This window comes from Pseudomonas sp. MIS38, assembly GCF_019891575.1.
Taxonomy (GTDB): domain Bacteria; phylum Pseudomonadota; class Gammaproteobacteria; order Pseudomonadales; family Pseudomonadaceae; genus Aquipseudomonas; species Aquipseudomonas putida_A.
This window is the reverse complement of sequence record NZ_JAFLXF010000005.1, coordinates 227034-246936: the sequence shown is the minus strand read 5'-3', so window position 1 is coordinate 246936 and position 19903 is coordinate 227034. Positions and strand designations below refer to the sequence as shown.

Sequence of the window (19903 nt, the reverse complement as noted above, 5' to 3'; positions counted from 1 at the left end):
CCTCCAGGGTGGTGCCGAGCATGGTCAAGTGAATGATGTCATCCATCTCGAAGTCTGGCCGGGTGGCCGTGACATGCACCGTGATGTCGTTGTCGCCCTGTTTATCGACGTCTAGCTTGTTGTTGACGGCCTCTTGAACGATAGGCGCGGCCAGCAGGTCGATGCCGGTGGTGACGACGATGCGGGTTTCCTTGCACCAGTCTTCCGATTCATTGCCGACGATGTCGCGCACCTTGAAGGTGACCGCCAGACCGAAGAGGTCGGTGTCACCAGCCTCTTTAATAGTGGCTTTGGAGACCGTGATCAATATCGGGTTTGCCGCTGGATCGTTGATCTGCGCCTGGGTCACCGGTGTGGAATACTCAAAAAAGCCACCCCAACTGAGATGAATGACATCGCCCTCCGCGATGTCCGGGTAAGGCAAGCCGCTGCCGGACTCGGACCTGATGACAATCGGCACCCCCGCTTCGGCAACGTCTTTGTCCACCCCGCCGTTGACGATTGCCGGGGGAATGTACATGTACAGGTTGGAGTGACCAGGGCCCGGGTCGATGTCCTGGCCACCGGGGAGTTCCAGTTTGACGAAGAGGTTGAGGGGCTTGTCCGGACGCTCTTCTTTTTGATTGGGCTGTTTGATTTCGTAGGTGAGTTCGTAAGACGCGGTCTGCAGATGACGGGGAGCCACCCACAAGAGGGTCGGTTGCTTGAGCTCGGCCGCGTCAATGATGGGACGCCCGTCGACCTCACGGCCATTGAGCAGCAGCTTGACGGTATCGCCGACAGCCTTGCTGGCCCAGACGGGGATGACGACCAGCAGGCCGAGGTCGGGAAAAGTGAACACCGCCGCCCGGTTGATCCCCCACTGACCGGAAGGCAGGAGGCGTCCGAGCACTATCGGGTCCAGCAATGAATGGGGGGCAGAGATTCTCTTCTTGGGCTGAACGAGCATGGACGGAACTCCAAGCGAACTGTCGGGAGACAAAGGGCATGGAGTTATTCAGCGCTGAAGATGACGGCTCTGGCTACTGTCAGAAATTACAGGTAGGGACGTATTTGCGATGAACGGTCGTGAGCCCTGGCCACTGGCTCGCCGCATATCAATGTGGGAGCGGGCTTGCTCGCGAATAGGCCGGCACATTCACCATCACAGGTGTCTGAACCGACGCTTTCGCGAGCAAGCCCGCTCCCACAGGGGATGGGTGTTTCAGATAAAGACAATTTCGTAGGGCAGGCGCATCCGCTCGAGGATCACCGGCGGCAGCATCGGCGCGATGCCGATCGCCGGTTCGCCTTTGAGCTGGCTGGCATAGGCGTGGGTGGCGTGGCTTTTGCGCGCCACGGTCCAGGTGTCGAGGCGCAGTTTGCGTGCACGATCCCAGGGGATCAGGCTCTGCTCGCGCTCCGGCCAGTGCCAGGCCCAGACTGCCACGTCGTGATAGGTGGCTCCGGCTTGCGCCGCCGCGTTGGCACTGGCACGTCCGACCGCTTCGTGGTCGTCGTTGCCGTCGTTGCGCCAAGTGCTGAACACCACGTCGCCGGGGCGCAGATAACGCGCGATGAAGCTGGTGATTTCGGTCTCGCGTTCGAGCAGCGCGTTGTCGGTAAATCCGCCGCGCACCCATTTCAGACTGTGCATCGGCAGGCCGAGCCGACGCAGGGCTTCGACGCTTTCTTGCGGACGGAACACGCTCAGGCGTTTTTCCGACCACTGTCGCGAACCGGGATGGCTGGCGCTGCCGTCAGTGATCGACAGCAGTTGCAGCGGATGGCCAAGGCTGGAGAGCAATTGCAGGAGGCCGCCACAGGTCACCACTTCATCACCCGGATGCGGGGCGACGACGACGGCGCGAGCACCGCGGGGAACGAGGCTATGGGTGTTGATGACGGGAATGTTGTCCAGCTGCGGGGCACTGTTCCAGATCTGTACCGGCGGCGGGTTTTCGTTGAGGAATAACGGTTTCATGGGTGCTACGTCCTTGTCGAGTCAGGCCCTCAGCCGAATCTGCACCGTGCAAAAGCAGGTGCGCTCGACCCGTGAAGGCGAATGGATTGCTGTGCGACGCTCCCAACCCTGGATTGCCGCGCAGCAGAGTATTGCTCATGAAAACCGGTTCGTCGCGTTACAGATCAATCTGATCCGCTTTTTTTATGTCTAACTGTACCAATTTTCGCAGGTAGTCCCCGAAACCGCCCCGGGCACGGCTGTCCAGACGGGCGCTGGTGTGCACTTGCGGACGATGGCTCCAGGCAATGTCGGCACCGAGCAACTCCAGTTGCCGCACCAGTTGCACGTCCTCATCACAGGTCAAGGGGGCGAACCCCCCGGCCCAACGATAAGCATCGGCACTGACCCCGAGATTGGCGCCGTGGATATGGCGATGCCCGTCCCGCGCCTGATAGTGGCTGTGATAGCGGATTTGCGCGCTTTCGTCGAATGTCGGATCCCAATGTTCAACGGTCACCGTGCCGCACACCGCGTCCGCACCCAGACCCAACTGCGCCACCAGCCAGTCCTCGGCCACACGGCTGTCGGCGTCGGTGCAGGAGATCCAGCGCGCGCCACGCTCCAGCAACACCTGCGCGCCGGCGGCACGGGCCTGGCCGACGTTGCGGGCGTCGATGTGCAGGCTCAGTACCGGAAAGCCGCTGACGATCTGCGCCGAGCGATCGGTGCAGCTGTCGAGCACCACCAGCACTTCGACCGGTTCGCCGGCCAGCAGCCCGTGTTTGCTGGCGCGTACGGCGGCGCTCAGGCACTGTTCGAGCAGGTCTTGCTCGTTGTGCGCGGGAATCAGAATGCCGATCATCGCAGGCCCTCCAATGCGGCCACCGAGCGCGGCTCACGGCTCCAGACTTCAAGGATAAAGTCGGACTCCTGATGCAGCGCCAGACGCGGTAGCGGTAATTGCTCGTGAATCAGGTCATGTACCTGCCGCGCGTTGAGCGGGCAGCCATCGATGGGCGGGCGCCAGTGGCAGGCCAGCAACTGGCCGTCAGCCGTCAGGGATTCATTGATGCGGCGGATCACTTCTGTCAGATCCTGGGCATCGAGGTAGTAGCCGATTTCGCTAAATACAATCAGGTCGAATTTTTCCTCCGGCCAGTCACCGGGCAGGCGACTTTGGCGCACTTCGGCGTGGTCAAACAGGCTCAATCGGGTACGCGCCAGATTCACCGCGGCACTGGCGGTGTCGCAACACAGCAGGCGGTCGCAGCGCTCGGCGAGCTCGGCGCTGAGTTCGCCATTGGCGCAACCGGGTTCGAAGATCGCCCGATAATGCGCGCGAGGCAGGGCGGCGAGGGTGATCGCGCGTTTGCGCTGTTCGTACCAGCGCTCACGGAAGGCCCAGGGATCGTCATTGGCGCTGAATAATCCGTCGAAGTAACGATCGTCGACGCTCATAGAAACACCACTTCGAAAGGTTGCAGCAGGCGATCCAGCACGTACGGCGCCAATACCGGTTGCAGCCCGGCTTGCGGGTCGCCCTCCAACTGACTGGCGAAGGCATGGATCGCGTGGCGTTTGCGCGCCACTTGCTCGGGTGACAACAGAATCTTGCGCGCGCGCTGCCATGGCACTGAGGCGTCTTCGGGGGAGGCCCAGTGCCAGGTCCATACCGGCAATTCGTGGCAGGTGGCGCCGACCCGCCGCGCGGCTTCGATACTCGCGCGGCCGGCAGCTTCGTGATCGCAGTGGCCGTCCTCGCACCAGGTGCTGAACACCACGTCGCCGGGGCGCAGGTGGCGTTCGATGAACGCTACCAGCGACGGCTCATCCGCAGCGACCTGGCTATCGCTGAAACCGCCGCGCAGCCATTTCATCCGGTGCAGCGGCACGCCGAGGCGGCGCAGGGCTTCGGCTGATTCCTGCGGCCGCACCACGCTCAGACGCTCCACCGGCCAGCGCTCGGAGCCGGGGTGACTGGCGCTGCCATCGGTGACCGAGATCAACTGCAACTGCCGCCCGGCGGCGGCCAGCAACTGCAACATACCGCCGCAGCCGAGCACTTCGTCGTCCGGGTGCGGGGCGACAATCACCGCCCGCGCGCCCGGTGGCACCAGACTGAGGACATCGACGCTGTCCAGCGCCGCGAGGTGCCGGGAATGTTGCCATTGCAGCAGTGAAGTGCCTTGGTGGCCGATGATCGGATCGGGTTTATTGGCGACATTCATAGCGTCCAGGCCTCCTCGGGGTGTTCAGCCAGCGCTTGGCCAAGGGCCGCCAGATCACGCTCGGCATGGCTCTGGCGTAGGAACACCGGCAGATCAGCGATCAGCCGGGCGAAGTGCCGGTCCTTGCAGAACGGCCCCGCGCCCAGCGCCCGACCGGTCTCGCGCATCACTTGCTCAGCCGATTGCTCGACCACGGCGCGAGCACGCCGCGCTAACAGTTCGGCATCGGCTTCGGGATGCGCATCGATGTGCAGCGCACTGAAACGCAGGACATTGGCGGCTGCGTACAGCGCCGCATCGACCGTGCCGAGGTGGGCGAGGGCGTGCGGCTCCTGACGTTGCGCGCAGTGTTTACGCAGCGCCTCGGCGATCTCCCTTGCCGCGCCGTACCAGCACGCGGCGATGCCGATCCCGCCTTGCCAGAACCCCGGACGATTCAGGTAGTCGCCGGGTTCGCCGATGGCCTGGGCTTCAGCGCCGTCGAACAACACTTCGACGCTGCCGGTGGCACCCATGCCGACCGCTTGCCAGCCCTGATCGGTGATGGTCACGCCCGGTTGATCCAGCGCCACCGCGACCAGTTGCTGACGGTCTTCGGCATCCCACGCGGTGAGCAGCGCATGGCTGAGCACCGCCGCTCCGGAGCACCAGGCCTTGCGCCCGTCGAGGCGCACCATGTGCCCGGCCGGGCGCACCTGCACCCGCGCCTGCGGTGGTTCAGCCGCCCACATGCCCCAGGTGCTGCCCGGCGTGGGCGAACCACCGAGTTGTTCGATGATCGCCAATGCGTCGGTGTGGCCTTCGTAGAGTTTGCACAAGCCCAGATCATGTCCGCCGACTTCAGCCAGACGCTGAAAACGCTCCAGCGTGCGGCCGCTGCCCGGTAACGGCAACTGATCCAGACCGGCCTCGACCAGCGCCCGCAGGCAATGGCCGAGTGCGGCGGTGTCGTGATAGTCCGGCGGGCGGCGCGCCAGATAACTGTGCAGGTCCATATCAGTCTTCTTCTTCGCGTTGCAGTTCGAACAGCAGCAACGAACGCCCGGTGACCGAATACTCATGGCCGAACTCGAAGCGTTCCTGACCGCGAATCGATGGCTGATTGGTGTCGATCATGCAGGTCCAGAAACTGCCTTCCGGCACTTCCGGCAGGCTGAAGTTGACGATGTCGTGGTGGGCGTTGACCACCAGCAGCAGCGTCGCATCGGCACCCTTGCGGCGGATCCCGGTTTCCTGTGCGCGACCATCGAGGAGCATGCCCAGGCAACGGTTGTGCGCGTCATGCCAGTGCTCTGTGGTCATCTCGGTGCCGTCCGGCGCCAGCCAGGTGACGTCCTTGACGCCGATGTCCTCGTTATATTCGCCAACCAGGAAGCGCCCGCGACGCAGGATCGGATAAGCCATACGCAGCTTGATCAGGCGTTTGACGAATTTGAGCAGCGCCTTGCCGTCCTCGCTCAGGTCCCAGTTGACCCAGCCGATCTCGCTGTCCTGGCAATAGGCGTTGTTGTTGCCGTCCTGGGTGCGGGCGAATTCGTCGCCGGCGACGATCATCGGTGTGCCTTGCGATAGCAGCAGCGTGGCGAAGAAGTTGCGCATCTGCCGATGGCGCAGCGCATTGATCTCCGGGTCGTCGGTCGGGCCTTCGACGCCGTGGTTCCATGACAGGTTGTTGTTGCTGCCATCCTGGTTGTTCTCGTCGTTGGCTTCGTTGTGCTTGTCGTTGTACGACACCAGATCGTTGAGGGTGAAGCCGTCATGCGCGGTGATGAAGTTCACCGACGAGTAAGGCCGCCGTCCACGCTGATTGAACATCTCGCCGGACGCGGTCATGCGGCTGGCGAAGTCGGCGACCTGGCCGTCATCGCCTTTCCAGAACGCGCGCACGGTGTCGCGGAATTTGTCGTTCCACTCGACCCAGCCCGGCGGGAAGTGGCCGACCTGATAGCCACCGGGGCCGCAGTCCCACGGCTCGGCGATCATTTTCACCTGGCGCAGCACCGGGTCCTGACGGCAGGCGACGAGGAAGCTGTGACGCTCGTCGAAACCGTCGTGATAGCGCCCGAGAATCGTCGCCAGATCGAAGCGGAAACCGTCGACGTGCATCTCGCTGGCCCAATAACGCAGCGAGTCGGTGACCATCTGCAGCACGCACGGGTGACTGAGGTCGAGGGTGTTGCCGGTGCCGGAATCGTTGATGTAGTAGCGCTTGTCGTCCGGCATCAGCCGGTAATACGAGGCGTTGTCGATGCCGCGCATCGACAGGGTCGGGCCTTGCTCGTTGCCCTCGGCGGTGTGGTTGTAGACCACGTCGAGGATCACTTCCAGATTGGCCTCGTGCAGGTGCGCGACCATCTCCTTGAACTCGGCGATCTTGCCGCTGGCCAGGTAGCGCGGATCCGGGGCGAAGAAGGCGATGCTGTTGTAGCCCCAGTAGTTGGTCATGCCCTTGTGCAGCAAATGCTGGTCGTTGACGAAGGCATGGATCGGGAGCAATTCCACACTCGACACGCCGAGTTTGCGGATGTGCTCGAGCACGTCGTCGACCATCAACCCGGCAAAGGTACCGCGCACGTTCTCCGGCACCGATGGGTGACGCATGCTGATGCCGCGTACGTGGGTTTCATAGATGATGGTTTTGTCCCACGGCACGCTGACGCGGTGGTCGTTGCCCCAGGTGTGCGCCGGGTCGATGACCTTGCACTTGGGCACGAACGGCGCGCTGTCGCGCTCATCGAAACTGAGGTCGGCGTCGGGGTGGCCGATGGTGTAGCCGAACAGCGCCTCCGACCATTTCAACTCGCCGACCAGTTGTTTGGCGTACGGATCGATCAGCAGTTTGTTGTGGTTGAAGCGATGGCCGTTCGCCGGGTCATACGGGCCATACACGCGGTAGCCGTAGATCAGCCCCGGATGGGCATCGGGCAGATAGCCGTGGTAGATCTCGTCGGTGTATTCCGGCAGTTCGATGCGCTCGAGTTCGACTTCGCCGGCATCGTCGAAGATGCACAGCTCGACCTTGGTGGCGTTGGCGGAAAACAGCGCAAAGTTCACCCCCAGACCATCCCAGGTGGCGCCGAGCGGGAAGGGCAGACCTTCACGGATTCTGGACGGCTCAGCGTGCGCTGCGGGCTCGGCTTTTTTTGGACTGGACATGATTGCTCCTGCAAAACGGGTTGGTTCGAATAACGGATCAACTGTGGGAACAGAATCTGTGGTGAGGGGATTTATCCCCGATGGGTCGCGCAGCGGCCCTGCGACTGCTTCGCAGCCGATCGGGGATAAATCCCCTCACCACAGACATCTGTCCCTGACAGGGGGTGTTTGAGGTTTCTTCAGGACGAGTTGTCCCTGCGTGGCGAGCGAACTCGCCACACGGTCATTCAGTTCAATAATCCGGGTGGGTCAGTTGGCCGGGGGCTTGCGTGGGGCGCGCGGCTTTTTCTCGGCGGCTTTTTCGCCCGGTGGAATCACTTTGGCGGCGCTGGAAGGCTTGGCTTTGGCGTCGGCAGGCGCCTTAGGCTTGGCCGCCGGGGTCTTGCTTTCGGTAGCTTTGCCGGTCGCAGTCTTGCCGGCAGTTTTGCTGCCCGCAGCCTTTGGCGACTTCTTCGGCGCGAGGGCCTCGGCTTCGGCCAGTTTGCGTGCCATTTCCCAATGACGCGCTTCATGACCTTCAGGTTTGCCCTCCGATTCCCAGATCTGATAGGCGAACTCGCGGATGCGTTTATCGTCGGTACTCATCGCAATGCTCCTGAACTGAACTCGTCGTTACGTAAAGAGTTGGGTAAACAGATTGACCGGGAAATCCCCCAGCGCGGCGCTGACGTTCAGCTCCCTGTTTTTTGTGACTGCGCTGCTGTGAAAAAGTCCCTTCAGGTTTGTGTCAGAGGCGGCGAACGGTAAAACCACCCGTGTATCGCCACAGCGCAGCGCATCCACCTGTGGCACGGCACTGTTTTCCAGCAACGTCGCGCAGCGGATCGGCACGATCACGATGGCGTAGCGGCCCTCGTGCTCACGGGCGAATGCGAGCACGTTGTGCGCCTGCTCGCCCAGCACCTCCAAGGCCTGATACGTGCCCCGGCGAAACAGCTCGGCGTGTTCGGCGCGCAGGTTCAACACCTGGGCGATCAACGCTTGCTTGATACGCCCGTCACGCCAGTTCGCCAGCAGTTCCTGGAGCGGCGCGTGTCCGTCCAGAGCCTGCGCGCGCGCGGCGTAATCCACCGGCCGACGGTTGTCCGGATCAACCAGGCTGAAGTCCCAGAACTCGTTGCCTTGATACAGATCCGGTACCCCCGGCACGGTCATGCGCAGCAAGGTTTGCGCCAGACTGTTAAGGGCGCCGGCTGCCGCGATGCTGTTGACGGTCTTGCTCAGTGCTGCGCGCAGCAGCTCACCTTCGTCACCGGTGAGCAGGCGTTGGGTGAACGTCTGCGCAGCGTTTTCATAGGCTTCATTCGGCGCACTCCAACTGCTTTGCAGCTTGGCTTCGCGCAGGGCTTTCTGTTGCCACTGCCAGATGCGTTCGGCGTAGTCGCTGAAACCTGACTGATCGTCATCGCTCAGTTGCAGCGGCCAACTGCCGAGCAACGCCTGATACAGGATCAGTTCATCGCCGGACGACGGCACTTGATCATCGTCGCGCAGCGGCCGGGCGAGGGCGCGCCACAACTCGACCTGCTCGGCATACCAGTGGCTGCGTTCGCTGAGCACTGCCAGTCGTGCACGGGTGTCTTCGCCACGTTTGTGGTCGTGGGTCGCAGTGGCCAGCAAATTGTCGGGAAACGCATCCAGGCGTTGCTGATTGACCGCATGGAAGTCGCTGACCGGCGCGCTGAACTGCTCGGTGTTGTAGCCGACGTCGTTGCGCGACAGCAGCACCGCCGAGCGATACAACGCGGTGTCTTCCACGGCTTTGGCCGCTGCCGGCGACGTCAGTTGCTGGAAACGCACGCAGGCGTGCTTGAGGATCTTGCGCGAGCGCCCGCGCGGCTTTTGCCGCCAGGGCGTGCCACCGAGCCAGGCCGCCACACAGTCAAGCACCGGCCAGTCGCCTTCGCCCAGCGTCTGCCGCGCGCCGTCCATGGCCTGCTGGAAGAACTGTTCATCCTGAGCCGCGCGACCCAGCGCATTGATGTAAGTGCGATACACCGGGAAATGCACGATCAGCGCCTGCAACACCCGGCGGATCGCGCCGAGGGTCAGGTCACGGGTCATCAGGTCATCGCGGGCCACTTGCAGCAGCGCCTGGGCGACGCTTTCGAAGTCACTGGCCAGCGAGCCGATGAGGATCTGTTGCCTCGCCAGTTGCGCTTCTTCAATGAACGCCGCCGGACGCTCGGTGCGTCGCTGCCAGAGGTCGCCGAGTACATGTTCGCCATCGGGGTCGTGTTGCAGCAACGACAGCTGATTCATGAACTCGTAACCGGTGCTGCCATCCACCGCCCAATCGGTACGCAGGGTTTCGCCGGCACCGAGAATCTTCTCGACATAGATCGGCAAGTGCCGATCCGGCGCAAGCAAGTCGAGGCGCCGCCGCAGCTTGCGGCAATAGCCACGCGGGTCAGCGAGACCGTCGATGTGGTCGATGCGCAAGCCGTCGACCAGGCCTTCGCTAATCAACTGAAAGATCTTGCCGTGAGTGGCTTCGAACACGGCCGGGCGCTCGACGCGCAGGCCACCGAGCTCGTTGATGTCGAAAAAGCGCCGCCAGTTGATGTCGTCTGCTGCGGTGCGCCAACTGGCCAAGCGGTAGCTTTGACGTTCGAGCAACTGATGCAGCTTGTCGAAGCCTTCTGCTGTCGTGGAGTCGTAATGCGCGAGACTTTCCTCGATCGCGGCAAGGATCTGCGGATCGCTTGCCAGTTCCTTCAATTCAGCCTTGAGCGGCATTGCCAGCGCATGCGCGTCGGTCTGGTAGCTGAGGGTACTGAAACGATCGGCGAGGGATTTCAGCGCTTCGAGCGGTTTGAGCAACTCGCCGTAGTCATTCGGGCAGATCGGGAAGTGGTGCTCGTAATGCTCGACGTGGAAGCGACCTTGCTGCGCATCGAAATGCAGTTTCAGCGTGCCTTCCTGCAGCGCGACACCGTAGTCGCTGCCGAGAAACGGCAACAGCAACTGGCCTTCCATCAACGGGTCCGGCGAGTGCCACTGAATGTCGAAGAACTCGCCGTAAGGGCTCAGCCGGCCCCACTCCAGCAGATCGAGCCACCACGGGTTGTCACCGCCGCCGACCGCCATGTGATTGGAGACGATGTCGAGGATCAGGCCCATGTTGTGTTCGCGAAGGGTGCTGACCAGACGCCGCAGCGCCGGTTCGCCGCCGAGTTCCGGATTGACCTGGGTCGGGTCGACCACGTCGTAGCCGTGCATCGAGCCGGCGCGGGCCGCGAGCAGCGGTGAGGCATAAATGTGGCTGATGCCGAGGCGGGCAAAGTACGGCACCAGCGGCACCGCCTGTTCCAAAGTGAAACCCTTGTGAAATTGCAGGCGCAGGGTGGCACGCAGGGGTTGGATGAGGGTCTGGTTCATTGGTCACGCTCGGCAGCTTGCAGGCGGGCGCAGGCCAGCAGTTCCAGGCGGCGCGCGGCATCGGCGCCATCAAGCAAGGCTTCGCTGTTGCCGGGCAGGCGTCGCGACCAGTTCGGGTGGCTGTCGATGGTGCCCGGCAGGTTGGCCTGCTCGTCGATGCCCAGCGCATCTTCCAGCGGCAGCAACACCAGCGGTGCACGGGTGTGGCCGAGGAAACGCACGCTGGCATCGACCACTTGATCGGCTTCGTGGGACTCTTCGCGAAAGTTTTGCGGGTCCTGACTCAAGGCCCCGCGCAGGCCTTCGCGCTCGCGCTGGCGATGGCGGCGCCATTCGATTTCACCGTTGGCGTCGACAAATTCCAGACGCGCATTCCAGTCGATATCGCGGCCATGCCACCAACCGTTGAGCGTCGGCAGATCGTGGGTGCTGGTGGTCGCCAGCGCGTTGTCCGGCCAGTCGAGGATCGGTTTGAAATGCGTGTTGTCCTGTTCGAACAGCAGCACGCGCATGCCAAGAATCGCCCGCGCACTGAGTTTTTCCCGCAGACCGTCGGGCACGGTGCCGAGGTCTTCGCCGAGGACGATCGCCTGATGTCGATGGGACTCAAGGGTCAGCAGGCGCAGCAGATCGTCAAACGGGTAATACAGATAGGCGCCATCGGCCGGCGCCGCGCCGTTGGGGATCACCCACAGGCGTTGCAGGCCCATGACATGGTCGATGCGCAGCCCGCCAGCGTGGGCGAAGTTGGCGCGCAGCATGTCGATGAACGCACGAAAGCCGTTGCGGATCAGACCTTCGGGGGAAAACGCGGAAATCCCCCAGCCCTGGCCGGAGCGGTTGAGGATGTCGGGTGGTGCGCCAACGGTCAGCGAGGCGAGCAATTCGTCCTGAAAGCTCCAGGCCTGACTGCCGGCACCGTCGGCACCGACCGCAAGGTCAGCGATCAGGCCGATGCCCATGCCGGCGCTGCGCGCAGCCGTTTGCGCGCGCTCCAGGCAGCGGTGGATCAGCCATTGGCAAAAGGCGAAGTAAGCGATGCGCTCCGCGTATTCCTCGGCAAACGCTTCGAGGGCGGCGCCGCGCGGGTCATGCCAGTGTGCCGGCCATTCGCGCCAGTCGAGGCTTTCGCCACGGGCGGCGCGCATTTCCTGAATGGCTTCGAAGCGGCAGTGGTTTTCCAGGGCTTCGCCACCGGCATGGCGGAAACTGGCGAAGTCGGCATGCAACGGGTGCTCGCCCGCGACGAAGCCGTCGTACAAGGCTTGCAGCAATTTCTGTTTGGCGTCGGCGGCGGTGGGCCAGTCGATCAGCTTCAAGTCTTCCAGTTGCCGGAATTGCTCGGCCAGACCGCTGGCGTCGATCGCATCACGCAGAGCGCGTTCGCCAAGGATGGCGCCCGGTGCGGCATACAAGGCGTTGAGAAACAGGCGGCTGGACGGCGAATACGGGCTGTAGCGCCCGGTGTCGGCGCTGAACATCGCATGCAACGGACTGATTGCCAGCGCATCGGCGCCACGCTCGCCAGCCACCCGCACCAGTTCTTCCAGCGCCTGAGTGTCACCAAAACCGCCATCGCCGGGGCGGCGCAGACTGTACAGTTGCGCGCTTAATCCCCAGACGCGAGGGATCGGGTTGTCTACCGCATCGCCGACGCTGAAGCAGCGTTCGGGGGCCACGGCCAGAGTGAAATACTGATCGGCGATGTGCACCTGTTGATAGCCGACCGGGATCAACCCTGGCAGTCTGGCTTCGGCATCGAGCTTGAGGTTAAGCCGTGAGCCGTCTTCGAGGTGGATTTCGCAAGGGGTTTCAGGCTCGAAATAGCGGGCCAGATCAACGCTGATTCCGACATCTGCGGTCAATAGCGGTGGCAGGTGGCGATCCTGTTGCACCTGTTGCAGTTGCAGCAGGCTGGCGTCGATTTCCTGCGCGGTATTGGCTGGATGACCCAGGCCGGTGAGAACATTACGCAGCACCGCCGGGGCGACTTTCTGCGGGCGGCCGTTGGCGTCGATCCAGTCGACGGCGAGGCCGGCGCGGCTTGCGAGTATTTCCAGTTGCGCATCGCTCATAGGCGCTCTCCATCCAGAGGTTGCAAGGGGGTTGCGGCCGTGAGGCTGACAAGCGCGCAATACGCGGGCAGTACGCCCGGTTCCGACAGGGCAACGGCGGGCGGCTGTTGAAACAGCCACACGGCGTCGGTCTGTGCAGGGTTGACCACTGGCGTATCGCTGAGGTTCAGGTCAATTCGCAGCTCACTGCCATCGCCCAGGCGCCAGCGTGCACTGACCGCACCGAAGCCGAGCATGTGCGCCCCAAGCGCCTGGGTGCCGGACAGATTGGGAATGATGTAGCGGTGGCGCAATTGCAGCAGTTGCCGGTACAGCGCGAGGGTTTCCTGCTGTTTTGCGCTCCCGTTGCCGACCAGGCGCGGCTGCGAGGCGTGGAAGGTCTGCTCGGCATTCGGATCGGGAATTTTTTCGCGTTTGTGCGGATCGGCGAAGGCGCTGAACCCGGCGAATTCATTGCGCCGACCTTCGCGCACCAGATCCGCGAGTTCACCGTGGTGACTGGTGAAAAACAGAAACGGTTGCTCGGCGGCGTACTCATCGCCCATGAACATCAGTGGAATCATCGGCGACAGCAATAACAGCACGGTGGCGGCCTGCACGGCGCGTGGATCGGCCAGTTGATGCAAGCGTTCGCCGAAGGCTCGGTTGCCGATCTGGTCGTGGTTCTGCAGGAACAGGATGAAAGCGGTGGAGGGCAGGTGTTCGCTGGGCTCGCCGCGCGGTTCGCCGTGGCGGGTGATGTGGCCTTGAAACACGAAGCCCTGACTCAAACACCGCACCAGTTGCTCGGTGGGTTGCAGCGCATAGTCAGCGTAATATGCGTCGGTTTCGCCGGTCAGCAGCACGTGCAGGGCGTTGTGGCCGTCGTCGTTCCACTGCGCGTCGTAATTCTCTTCAAGCAGGCTCGACTGGTTGAGCTCGTTTTCCACGGTCAGCCAGACGTGGCGCGTCGGATCGATCTGCTGACGAATACGCTGCGCCAGTTCGGGCAGGAAGTCCGGGCTTTCGATGGCGTGCACCGCGTCCAGGCGCAGCCCGTCGAAGCGGTATTCGAGCACCCACATCAGCGCGTTTTCAATGAAGAAGTCCCGCACTTCACGGCGGCGGAAGTCGATCGCCGCGCCCCAGGGCGTGTGCTTGTCTTCGCGGAAGAAGCCTTTGGCGTAGCGCCCGAGATAATTGCCGTCGGGGCCGAAGTGGTTGTAGACCACGTCGAGAATCACCGCCAGCCCATGGCCGTGGGCGCTGTCGATCAGGTGTTTGAGTTGTTCCGGGGTGCCATAGGAGGCTTGCGGTGCGAAAGGCAGCACGCCGTCATAACCCCAGTTGCGTGTGCCGGGAAACTGCGCCAGGGGCATCAGCTCGATGGCGGTGATGCCCAGCTCGACCAGACGCGCCAGATGCTGCTCGACTTCGGCAAAGCCGCCGAGCGCGCCGACATGCAGCTCGTAGATCACCGCTTCGCTCCACGGCCGGCCATGCCAGGTGGTATGTCGCCAGTCATAGGCCAGCGGATCGACCACCACACTGTGGCGGTCAAGGTCGCCGTCCTGGGCGCGGGAGGCCGGGTCGGGCACCTCCAGTTCACCATCGATGTTGAAGCGGTAGCGGGTGCCCGCCGGGCACCGGGTCTTGATCACGAACCAGCCATCGGCCTGCTGTAACATCGGCAGGGACTGACCGTTTTCAAGTTCGACACTGACGTAAAACGCATCCGGTGCCCACAGCGCAAACTGAGTGTGTTCGGCGTCCTGCATGATCGCGCCGTGGGGCCAGTTTTCTTGGGTCCGTAACGGCATTGTGAAAAGCTCCCTGAGTTATTTGTGGCCGGCTTTACCCAGCGCCTTGGCGACCAGTTGTTCGTAGAGTTCGGCGTAGGGTTCGACCGCTTTGCACCAGTTGAACGGCGCGGCCATCGCTCTGCAGCGCATGGCGTTGAGCAGGTCGGGGAAGGCGAATACCTTGAACGCGCGGCTCAGGGCTTCGCGGTAGCTCTCGACAGTGGATTCGTCGAAGAGGAAACCGGTGACACCGTTTTCGATGGTGTCGGCCAGGCCGCCGGTATTGCGTGCCACGGGCAAAGAGCCGAAGCGCTGGGCGTACATCTGGCTCAGGCCGCAAGGTTCATAACGCGACGGCATCAGCAGGAAATCGCTGCCGGCAAACATGCGCCGGGCATCGGTCTCATTGAAGCCGATGCGCACGCCGATCTGCCCGGGAAAGCGCAGCGCCAGTTCACGCATGGCCTGTTCTTCTTCCGGCTCGCCACGGCCGATGATTGCGATCTGGCCGCCGTTCTGCACGATGTATTCGGAGACGGCTTCAGTCAGGTCCAGACCTTTCTGATAAACCAGACGCGAGACCACGGCAAACAGCGGGCCGCTGGAATCGTTCAAGCCAAACAGTTCACGCACATGGGCGGCATTGATCGCTTTGCCTTCCCAGTCGCCGATGGCGAACGGCGCGAACAGGTGTGGATCAGTGGCCGCGTCCCAGCTCTCATCGATGCCGTTGGGGATGCCGCTGAGCAAGCCTTGCTGGGTCTTGGCGGCGAGAAAACCGTCGAGACCGCAGCCGAAATCCGGGGTGGTGATTTCCTGCGCATAGGTCGCGCTGACGGTGGTGATGTGGCTCGAATAGGCCATGCCGGCCTTGAGGAACGACATCTTGCCGTAGAACTCCATGCCTTCCTGTTGCAGGGCGTGGGTCGGAATACCCAGCTCCGGGCACGAGCCGAGACTGGTCACGCCTTGATAGGCGAGGTTGTGAATGGTGAACAGGGTCGGCGTGCGCTGCCCGCGCCAGTGCATATAGGCAGGGGCCAGACCGGCGGGCCAGTCATGGGCGTGCACCAGATCCGGGCACCAGTGAATTTGTGCGAGGTTGGCGGCGATGTCGGCAGCGGCCAGGCCCAGGCGGGCGAAACGAATATGGTTGTCCGGCCAATCGCGACCGTTGTTGGCACCGTACGGCGAGCCTTCACGCTCATACAGCTCGGGGCAGATCAGCACGTAGATCACCAGCCCGTCCGGCATGTCCATGCGGCCGATCTTGCACGGGGGCAGCGCGGCATGGCCGCCGAGTTCGCCGATGATGTGGATCGGGTTTTCGCTGTGCATCACCTGCGGATAACCTGGGATCAACACGCGCACATCGTGCAGGTGCGCCATGGCGCGGGGCAGGGCGGCGGAGACGTCCCCCAGACCACCGGTCTTCACCAGATCGGCGATTTCCGAGGTGACGAACAACACTTTCTTTTTGTTGGGATTCTGGCTGGCGACCGGCGTCAGCGTTTTAGTGCCCGGGACGTTGATCGACCGGCTGCCGGGAAGACTCACCGTGCTCGATTCACCAACCGCCTGCTGAGCACGCTCTCCCTGAATATCCAATGCCGCACTGATCATATGAATCTCCCGTGTCGTTGATCTGATTCTTGTATCGAACAAGCTGTGGCCAAATCCTGTGGCCGGGCGCAAACGCGCCACGCATCGGTGAGCAAACGCTACCCAACACGTGCAAGCAGAATGGGTGAAGGGGCCGTTGCAAGGATTGCACCAGTCGCGTTGACCCTGCCTTTCAGATGACCCGCCGCCATCTGCAAAAGTTTCGACAATTTTTCGGGTTTGTGACTGGCCGGTTTTAATCCGCGAAAGTCAGTCTAGGCCAGATCCTAGAGCGGGCGAGAGCAAACGGGTAAATTGTTCGACAATCGGTTTGCAGGCAACGAAATCCGTGGTGTTCAAGCAGGAACGCACCGACGAAGGGCAGGTTTTTTTGAGGGAGAGGGCTAAAACGGTGACTGGTTGGTCACGATTTTGTGCTAGTGCAAAGGGAGGGCGCACTGTTGTGGTGCGGGCAGTTTGTTGATGTGTTGTCTATTAAGGCCCCTTCGCGAGCAAGCCCGCTCCCACATTGGAAATGCGTCGTGCACAAATAAACTGTGGGAGCGGGCTTGCTCGCGAAGGCGTCAGTCAATTCACCGCAGTCGAATAGTTGTGATCAATTCAACAGGCGCAGCGGGCTCCCGGCGGCCCAGCCTTGAATATCCTCGATCATCTGCGCAAAGAACTGCGCATAGTTCTGTCGGCTGACATACCCCACATGTGGCGTGGCCAACACATTCTCCAATGTGCGAAACGGGTGCAGTTCAGGCAGCGGCTCCTGATCGAACACATCCAGCGCCGCGCCGGCGATCTTCTGTTTCTGCAACGCCTTGATCAGCGCCGCTTCATCGACGATCGGCCCGCGCGCGGTGTTGATCAGCAGCGCGGTGTTTTTCATCCAGTCCAGCGCCTGCGCGTCGACCAGCCCGCGGCTGCGTTCGCTGAGCACCAGATGCACCGACAGCACGTCAGCCTGTTCGAACAGTTGCTGCTTGCTGACCCAGGTCACGCCGGCCTGCTGTGCGCGTTCGGCGGTGAGGTTTTCGCTCCAGGCAATCACGCGCATGCCAAACACCTGACCGAATTGCGCGACCTTCTGGCCGATGCTGCCCAGACCGAGAATGCCCAGGGTCTTGCCGTGCAAATCACCGCCCAGCCCTTGCTGCCAGCCACCAGCGCGCAGGGAGTTGGCTTCATTCAGCAGATTGCGCGTAGCGGCCATGATCAGCGCCCAGGTCAGTTCCGGCGCCGCGTGTTTGTAGCTGTCGGTGCCGCAGACCTTGATCCCGAGGCCAGCGGCTGCCTGCATGTCCAGCGCCGCGTTGCGCATGCCGCCGGTGACCAGCAGCTTGAGGTTCGGTAGACGCTGCAGCAGCTCCTGATCGAAACGCGTGCGCTCGCGCATCACGCAGATCACCTGGTACTGGCTCAATCGTTCTGCCAGCGTGACATTGTCCGCCGGGTAGTCATGCACAAACGTCACGTCGCCGATGCTGTCGAGCACCGACCAGTCGACCACGTCTCGTGCCACGTCCTGCCAGTCATCGATCACTGCAATCTGCACCGCCATCAGTCTTACCTCATCAACGAACGGGATTGGTGTTGTTCAGCCAGCCGAGCAAGGCCTGGTGAAATTTCGCCGGTTCTTCCATCTGCGGCGCGTGGCCCATGCCGGGAAACTCCACCAGCGTCGATTGTGGAATCAGCTTGGCGACCTGCTTGCCGAGCACCTCATAGTGGCCGATTTTCGCCTTGACCTCGGGGGACGCGAGGTCCTTGCCGATGGCCGTGGTGTCGGACGTGCCGATCAACAGCAGGGTCGGCATCTTCAGGTCCTTGAACTCGTAGTACACCGGTTGGGTGAAGATCATGTCGTAGATCAGCGCGGAGTTCCACGCCACCTGGGTTTTGCCCGGGCCGTTGCTCAGGCCGGCGAGCATGTCGACCCAGCGGTCGAATTCGGGTTTCCAGCGGCCGTCATAATAGGTGTTGCGCTCGTAGTCGCGAATGCCTTGGGCGGTGACTTTGAGTTCGCGCTGATACCACTGATCAACGGTGCGGTACGGCACGCCGAGGGCTTTCCAGTCTTCCAGGCCGATCGGGTTGACCAGCGCAAGTTGTTCGACCTGATCCGGGAACAGCAGCGCGTAGCGAGTGGCGAGCATGCCGCCGGTGGAATGGCCGAGCAGGGTGGCTTTCTGGATGCCCAAGGCCTTGAGCAACTGTTGGGTGTTGGTCGCCAGTTGCTGGAAGCTGTACTGGTAGTGATCGGGTTTGCTGGAGGTGCAGAAGCCGATCTGATCCGGCGCGACGACCCGGTAACCGGCCTCGCTCAAGGCCTTGATCGAACTGTCCCAGGTGGCGGCGCAAAAATTTTTGCCGTGCATCAGCACCACGGTGCGCCCGTTGGCCTTGCCGTGGGCGGCGACGTCCATGTAGCCCATCTGCAGGGATTTACCCTGGGACTGAAAGGCAAAGTGTTTGAGCGTGTAGGGGTATTGGAAACCTTGCAGCTCCGGGCCATAGGTCTGGCCATCGGCGGGTGCAGTTTCAGTGGGCGCTGCAGCGTGGGCAAACAGCGGCAGCGCAGCAGTCAGGACCAGGCCGGGCAGCCAGCGGGATAGCGTGACGGACATAAGGGCAAACTCCATGGAAATCGGCCGATGCTGGAACGCCCGGATTAGGGCGACGTTAACCACAGGCAACGCGATGGCCGGAATGTTCAACCGAGCCAGCCCAGGGTCAGCATCGCCACCACGGCGTAACGCGCAGCTTTGGCCAGCGTGACGATCAGCAGAAAGCGCCCGAGCGGCTCGCGCATGACGCCGGCGATCAGGGTCAGCGGATCACCGATCACCGGCAGCCAACTCAGTAGCAGCGACCAGTGTCCATAGCGCTCGTAGTGTTTGCGCGCCGTGGCCATGTGGTTGGGGCTGACGGGGAACCAGCGTCGATCCTGAAAGCGTTCGAGGCCGCGCCCCAGCCACCAGTTGACCAGCGAACCGAGGACGTTGCCCAGCGTCGCTACGCCCAGCAGGCCCCAGAGCCAGTAACGGTCGCTGGCGATCAGCCCGACCAGCAGCGCTTCGGATTGCAGCGGCAACAGCGTCGCAGCGCCGAACGCCGCCGCGAACAGCCCGACGTAACCGGCAGCCATCAATGCGCCGGGTAGTCTGCCACCACCACATCCGTGCCGTCTTTTTTCAGGCCGATCACTTGATAGGCATCGCTCATGCCGTCCATTTCCATGCCCGGTGACCCCATGGGCATGCCCGGCGCGGCGATACCCAGCAGATCGTCACGCTTGCTCAGGGCCAGCACTTGTTCCGCCGGCACATGGCCTTCAACGAACTTGCCGTTGATCAGTGCGGTATGGCACGAGCCCAGGCGCGGAGGCACGCCGTGTTGCTGCTTGAAGCTGCTCATGTCGCTTTCGACATGGTCTTCGACTTTGAAGCCGTTGGCTTCGAGGTGACTGATCCATTTTTTGCAGCAGCCGCAATTGGCGTCGCGGTGCACTTCGATCGGGATCAGCTCGCCGGCCTGGGCCAGGGAGGACAGTAGCAGGGCGCTGAGGGCGGCCAGTCGCAGGGAGGTTCGCATGGTGGGCTCTCGACAAGGATGACGGTCAAAAAGGAAAGTATTTTGACCGGATTATCCTGCCGGGCATCAACGGAGTGTTTCAAGTTGATACAAGGCAGGCTGGCAGGATGATCATGGATCAAGCCTGACAGC

At 62.5% G+C, this 19903-nt stretch carries 15 protein-coding genes and 1 pseudogene; all 16 read right to left on the bottom strand.

Annotated features, from left to right (window positions below):
- Positions 1 to 949, bottom strand: a pseudogene (locus J1G18_RS09065) (hypothetical protein); the annotation flags it as partial.
- A 255-nt stretch (positions 950 to 1204) separates the two neighbouring features.
- The gene (locus J1G18_RS09060; protein ID WP_223007516.1) at positions 1205 to 1963 is read right to left on the bottom strand and encodes a PIG-L deacetylase family protein; all 759 of its coding nucleotides are present in this window, start codon (positions 1961 to 1963) and stop codon (positions 1205 to 1207) included.
- Between the two features lie 157 nt (positions 1964 to 2120).
- The gene (locus J1G18_RS09055) at positions 2121 to 2807 is read right to left on the bottom strand and encodes a glycosyltransferase (protein WP_134786288.1); all 687 of its coding nucleotides are present in this window, start codon (positions 2805 to 2807) and stop codon (positions 2121 to 2123) included.
- The gene (locus tag J1G18_RS09050) at positions 2804 to 3403 is read right to left on the bottom strand and encodes an SAM-dependent methyltransferase (protein ID WP_210557005.1); all 600 of its coding nucleotides are present in this window, start codon (positions 3401 to 3403) and stop codon (positions 2804 to 2806) included. Before J1G18_RS09050 ends, J1G18_RS09055 begins: the two co-directional genes overlap by 4 nt.
- Positions 3400 to 4173 (bottom strand): PIG-L deacetylase family protein, encoded by a 774-nt coding sequence (locus tag J1G18_RS09045; RefSeq protein ID WP_223007515.1) that lies wholly within the window; start codon positions 4171 to 4173, stop codon positions 3400 to 3402. The genes J1G18_RS09050 and J1G18_RS09045 overlap by 4 nt, the downstream gene beginning before the upstream one ends.
- Positions 4170 to 5168, bottom strand: coding sequence for an acyl-CoA dehydrogenase family protein (locus tag J1G18_RS09040; protein ID WP_223007514.1), 999 nt, complete (start codon positions 5166 to 5168; stop codon positions 4170 to 4172). The genes J1G18_RS09045 and J1G18_RS09040 overlap by 4 nt, the downstream gene beginning before the upstream one ends.
- A 1-nt stretch (position 5169) precedes the next feature.
- The gene (glgX, locus tag J1G18_RS09035) at positions 5170 to 7329 is read right to left on the bottom strand and encodes a glycogen debranching protein GlgX (RefSeq protein ID WP_139055875.1); all 2160 of its coding nucleotides are present in this window, start codon (positions 7327 to 7329) and stop codon (positions 5170 to 5172) included.
- A 249-nt stretch (positions 7330 to 7578) separates the two neighbouring features.
- Positions 7579 to 7914: a DUF2934 domain-containing protein gene (locus J1G18_RS09030; protein WP_047602241.1), complete on the bottom strand. Its 336-nt coding sequence runs from the start codon at positions 7912 to 7914 to the stop codon at positions 7579 to 7581.
- Between the two features lie 27 nt (positions 7915 to 7941).
- Positions 7942 to 10710: a malto-oligosyltrehalose synthase gene (locus tag J1G18_RS09025; RefSeq protein ID WP_223007513.1), complete on the bottom strand. Its 2769-nt coding sequence runs from the start codon at positions 10708 to 10710 to the stop codon at positions 7942 to 7944.
- Complete coding sequence (gene malQ / locus J1G18_RS09020; RefSeq protein ID WP_223007512.1) at positions 10707 to 12785, bottom strand: 4-alpha-glucanotransferase; 2079 nt, start codon at positions 12783 to 12785, stop codon at positions 10707 to 10709. The genes J1G18_RS09025 and malQ overlap by 4 nt, the downstream gene beginning before the upstream one ends.
- Entirely contained in the window at positions 12782 to 14584 is a 1803-nt protein-coding gene (treZ, locus tag J1G18_RS09015) for a malto-oligosyltrehalose trehalohydrolase (protein ID WP_223007511.1), read from the bottom strand. Before treZ ends, malQ begins: the two co-directional genes overlap by 4 nt.
- Before the next feature lie 18 nt (positions 14585 to 14602).
- Entirely contained in the window at positions 14603 to 16189 is a 1587-nt protein-coding gene (glgA, locus tag J1G18_RS09010) for a glycogen synthase GlgA (RefSeq protein ID WP_027612038.1), read from the bottom strand.
- 595 nt (positions 16190 to 16784) lie between these two features.
- Positions 16785 to 17738 carry a D-2-hydroxyacid dehydrogenase family protein gene (locus tag J1G18_RS09005; RefSeq protein WP_223007510.1) on the bottom strand — a complete coding sequence of 318 codons (954 nt, stop codon included), beginning with the start codon at positions 17736 to 17738 and terminating at the stop codon, positions 16785 to 16787.
- A gap of 13 nt (positions 17739 to 17751) precedes the next feature.
- Entirely contained in the window at positions 17752 to 18804 is a 1053-nt protein-coding gene (locus J1G18_RS09000; RefSeq protein WP_134786295.1) for an alpha/beta fold hydrolase, read from the bottom strand.
- 86 nt (positions 18805 to 18890) lie between these two features.
- On the bottom strand, positions 18891 to 19325 hold the full coding sequence (locus J1G18_RS08995; RefSeq protein ID WP_097089622.1) for a YqaA family protein: 435 nt from the start codon (positions 19323 to 19325) through the stop codon (positions 18891 to 18893).
- Complete coding sequence (locus J1G18_RS08990) at positions 19325 to 19771, bottom strand: DUF411 domain-containing protein (protein ID WP_223007509.1); 447 nt, start codon at positions 19769 to 19771, stop codon at positions 19325 to 19327. Before J1G18_RS08990 ends, J1G18_RS08995 begins: the two co-directional genes overlap by 1 nt.
- Positions 19772 to 19903: the final 132 nt, after the last annotated feature.

Excerpts from the sequence above, each read along its gene's own strand:
- J1G18_RS09060 (WP_223007516.1), bottom strand. The coding sequence starts at position 1,963 with ATGAAACCGTTATTCCTCAACGAAAACCCGCCGCCGGTACAGATCTGG.
- J1G18_RS09055 (WP_134786288.1), bottom strand. The coding sequence starts at position 2,807 with ATGATCGGCATTCTGATTCCCGCGCACAACGAGCAAGACCTGCTCGAA.
- J1G18_RS09050 (WP_210557005.1), bottom strand. The coding sequence starts at position 3,403 with ATGAGCGTCGACGATCGTTACTTCGACGGATTATTCAGCGCCAATGAC.
- J1G18_RS09045 (WP_223007515.1), bottom strand. The coding sequence starts at position 4,173 with ATGAATGTCGCCAATAAACCCGATCCGATCATCGGCCACCAAGGCACT.
- J1G18_RS09040 (WP_223007514.1), bottom strand. The coding sequence starts at position 5,168 with ATGGACCTGCACAGTTATCTGGCGCGCCGCCCGCCGGACTATCACGAC.
- glgX (WP_139055875.1), bottom strand. The coding sequence starts at position 7,329 with ATGTCCAGTCCAAAAAAAGCCGAGCCCGCAGCGCACGCTGAGCCGTCC.
- J1G18_RS09030 (WP_047602241.1), bottom strand. The coding sequence starts at position 7,914 with ATGAGTACCGACGATAAACGCATCCGCGAGTTCGCCTATCAGATCTGG.
- J1G18_RS09025 (WP_223007513.1), bottom strand. The coding sequence starts at position 10,710 with ATGAACCAGACCCTCATCCAACCCCTGCGTGCCACCCTGCGCCTGCAA.
- malQ (WP_223007512.1), bottom strand. The coding sequence starts at position 12,785 with ATGAGCGATGCGCAACTGGAAATACTCGCAAGCCGCGCCGGCCTCGCC.
- treZ (WP_223007511.1), bottom strand. The coding sequence starts at position 14,584 with ATGCCGTTACGGACCCAAGAAAACTGGCCCCACGGCGCGATCATGCAG.
- glgA (WP_027612038.1), bottom strand. The coding sequence starts at position 16,189 with ATGATCAGTGCGGCATTGGATATTCAGGGAGAGCGTGCTCAGCAGGCG.
- J1G18_RS09005 (WP_223007510.1), bottom strand. The coding sequence starts at position 17,738 with ATGGCGGTGCAGATTGCAGTGATCGATGACTGGCAGGACGTGGCACGA.
- J1G18_RS09000 (WP_134786295.1), bottom strand. The coding sequence starts at position 18,804 with ATGTCCGTCACGCTATCCCGCTGGCTGCCCGGCCTGGTCCTGACTGCT.
- J1G18_RS08995 (WP_097089622.1), bottom strand. The coding sequence starts at position 19,325 with ATGGCTGCCGGTTACGTCGGGCTGTTCGCGGCGGCGTTCGGCGCTGCG.
- J1G18_RS08990 (WP_223007509.1), bottom strand. The coding sequence starts at position 19,771 with ATGCGAACCTCCCTGCGACTGGCCGCCCTCAGCGCCCTGCTACTGTCC.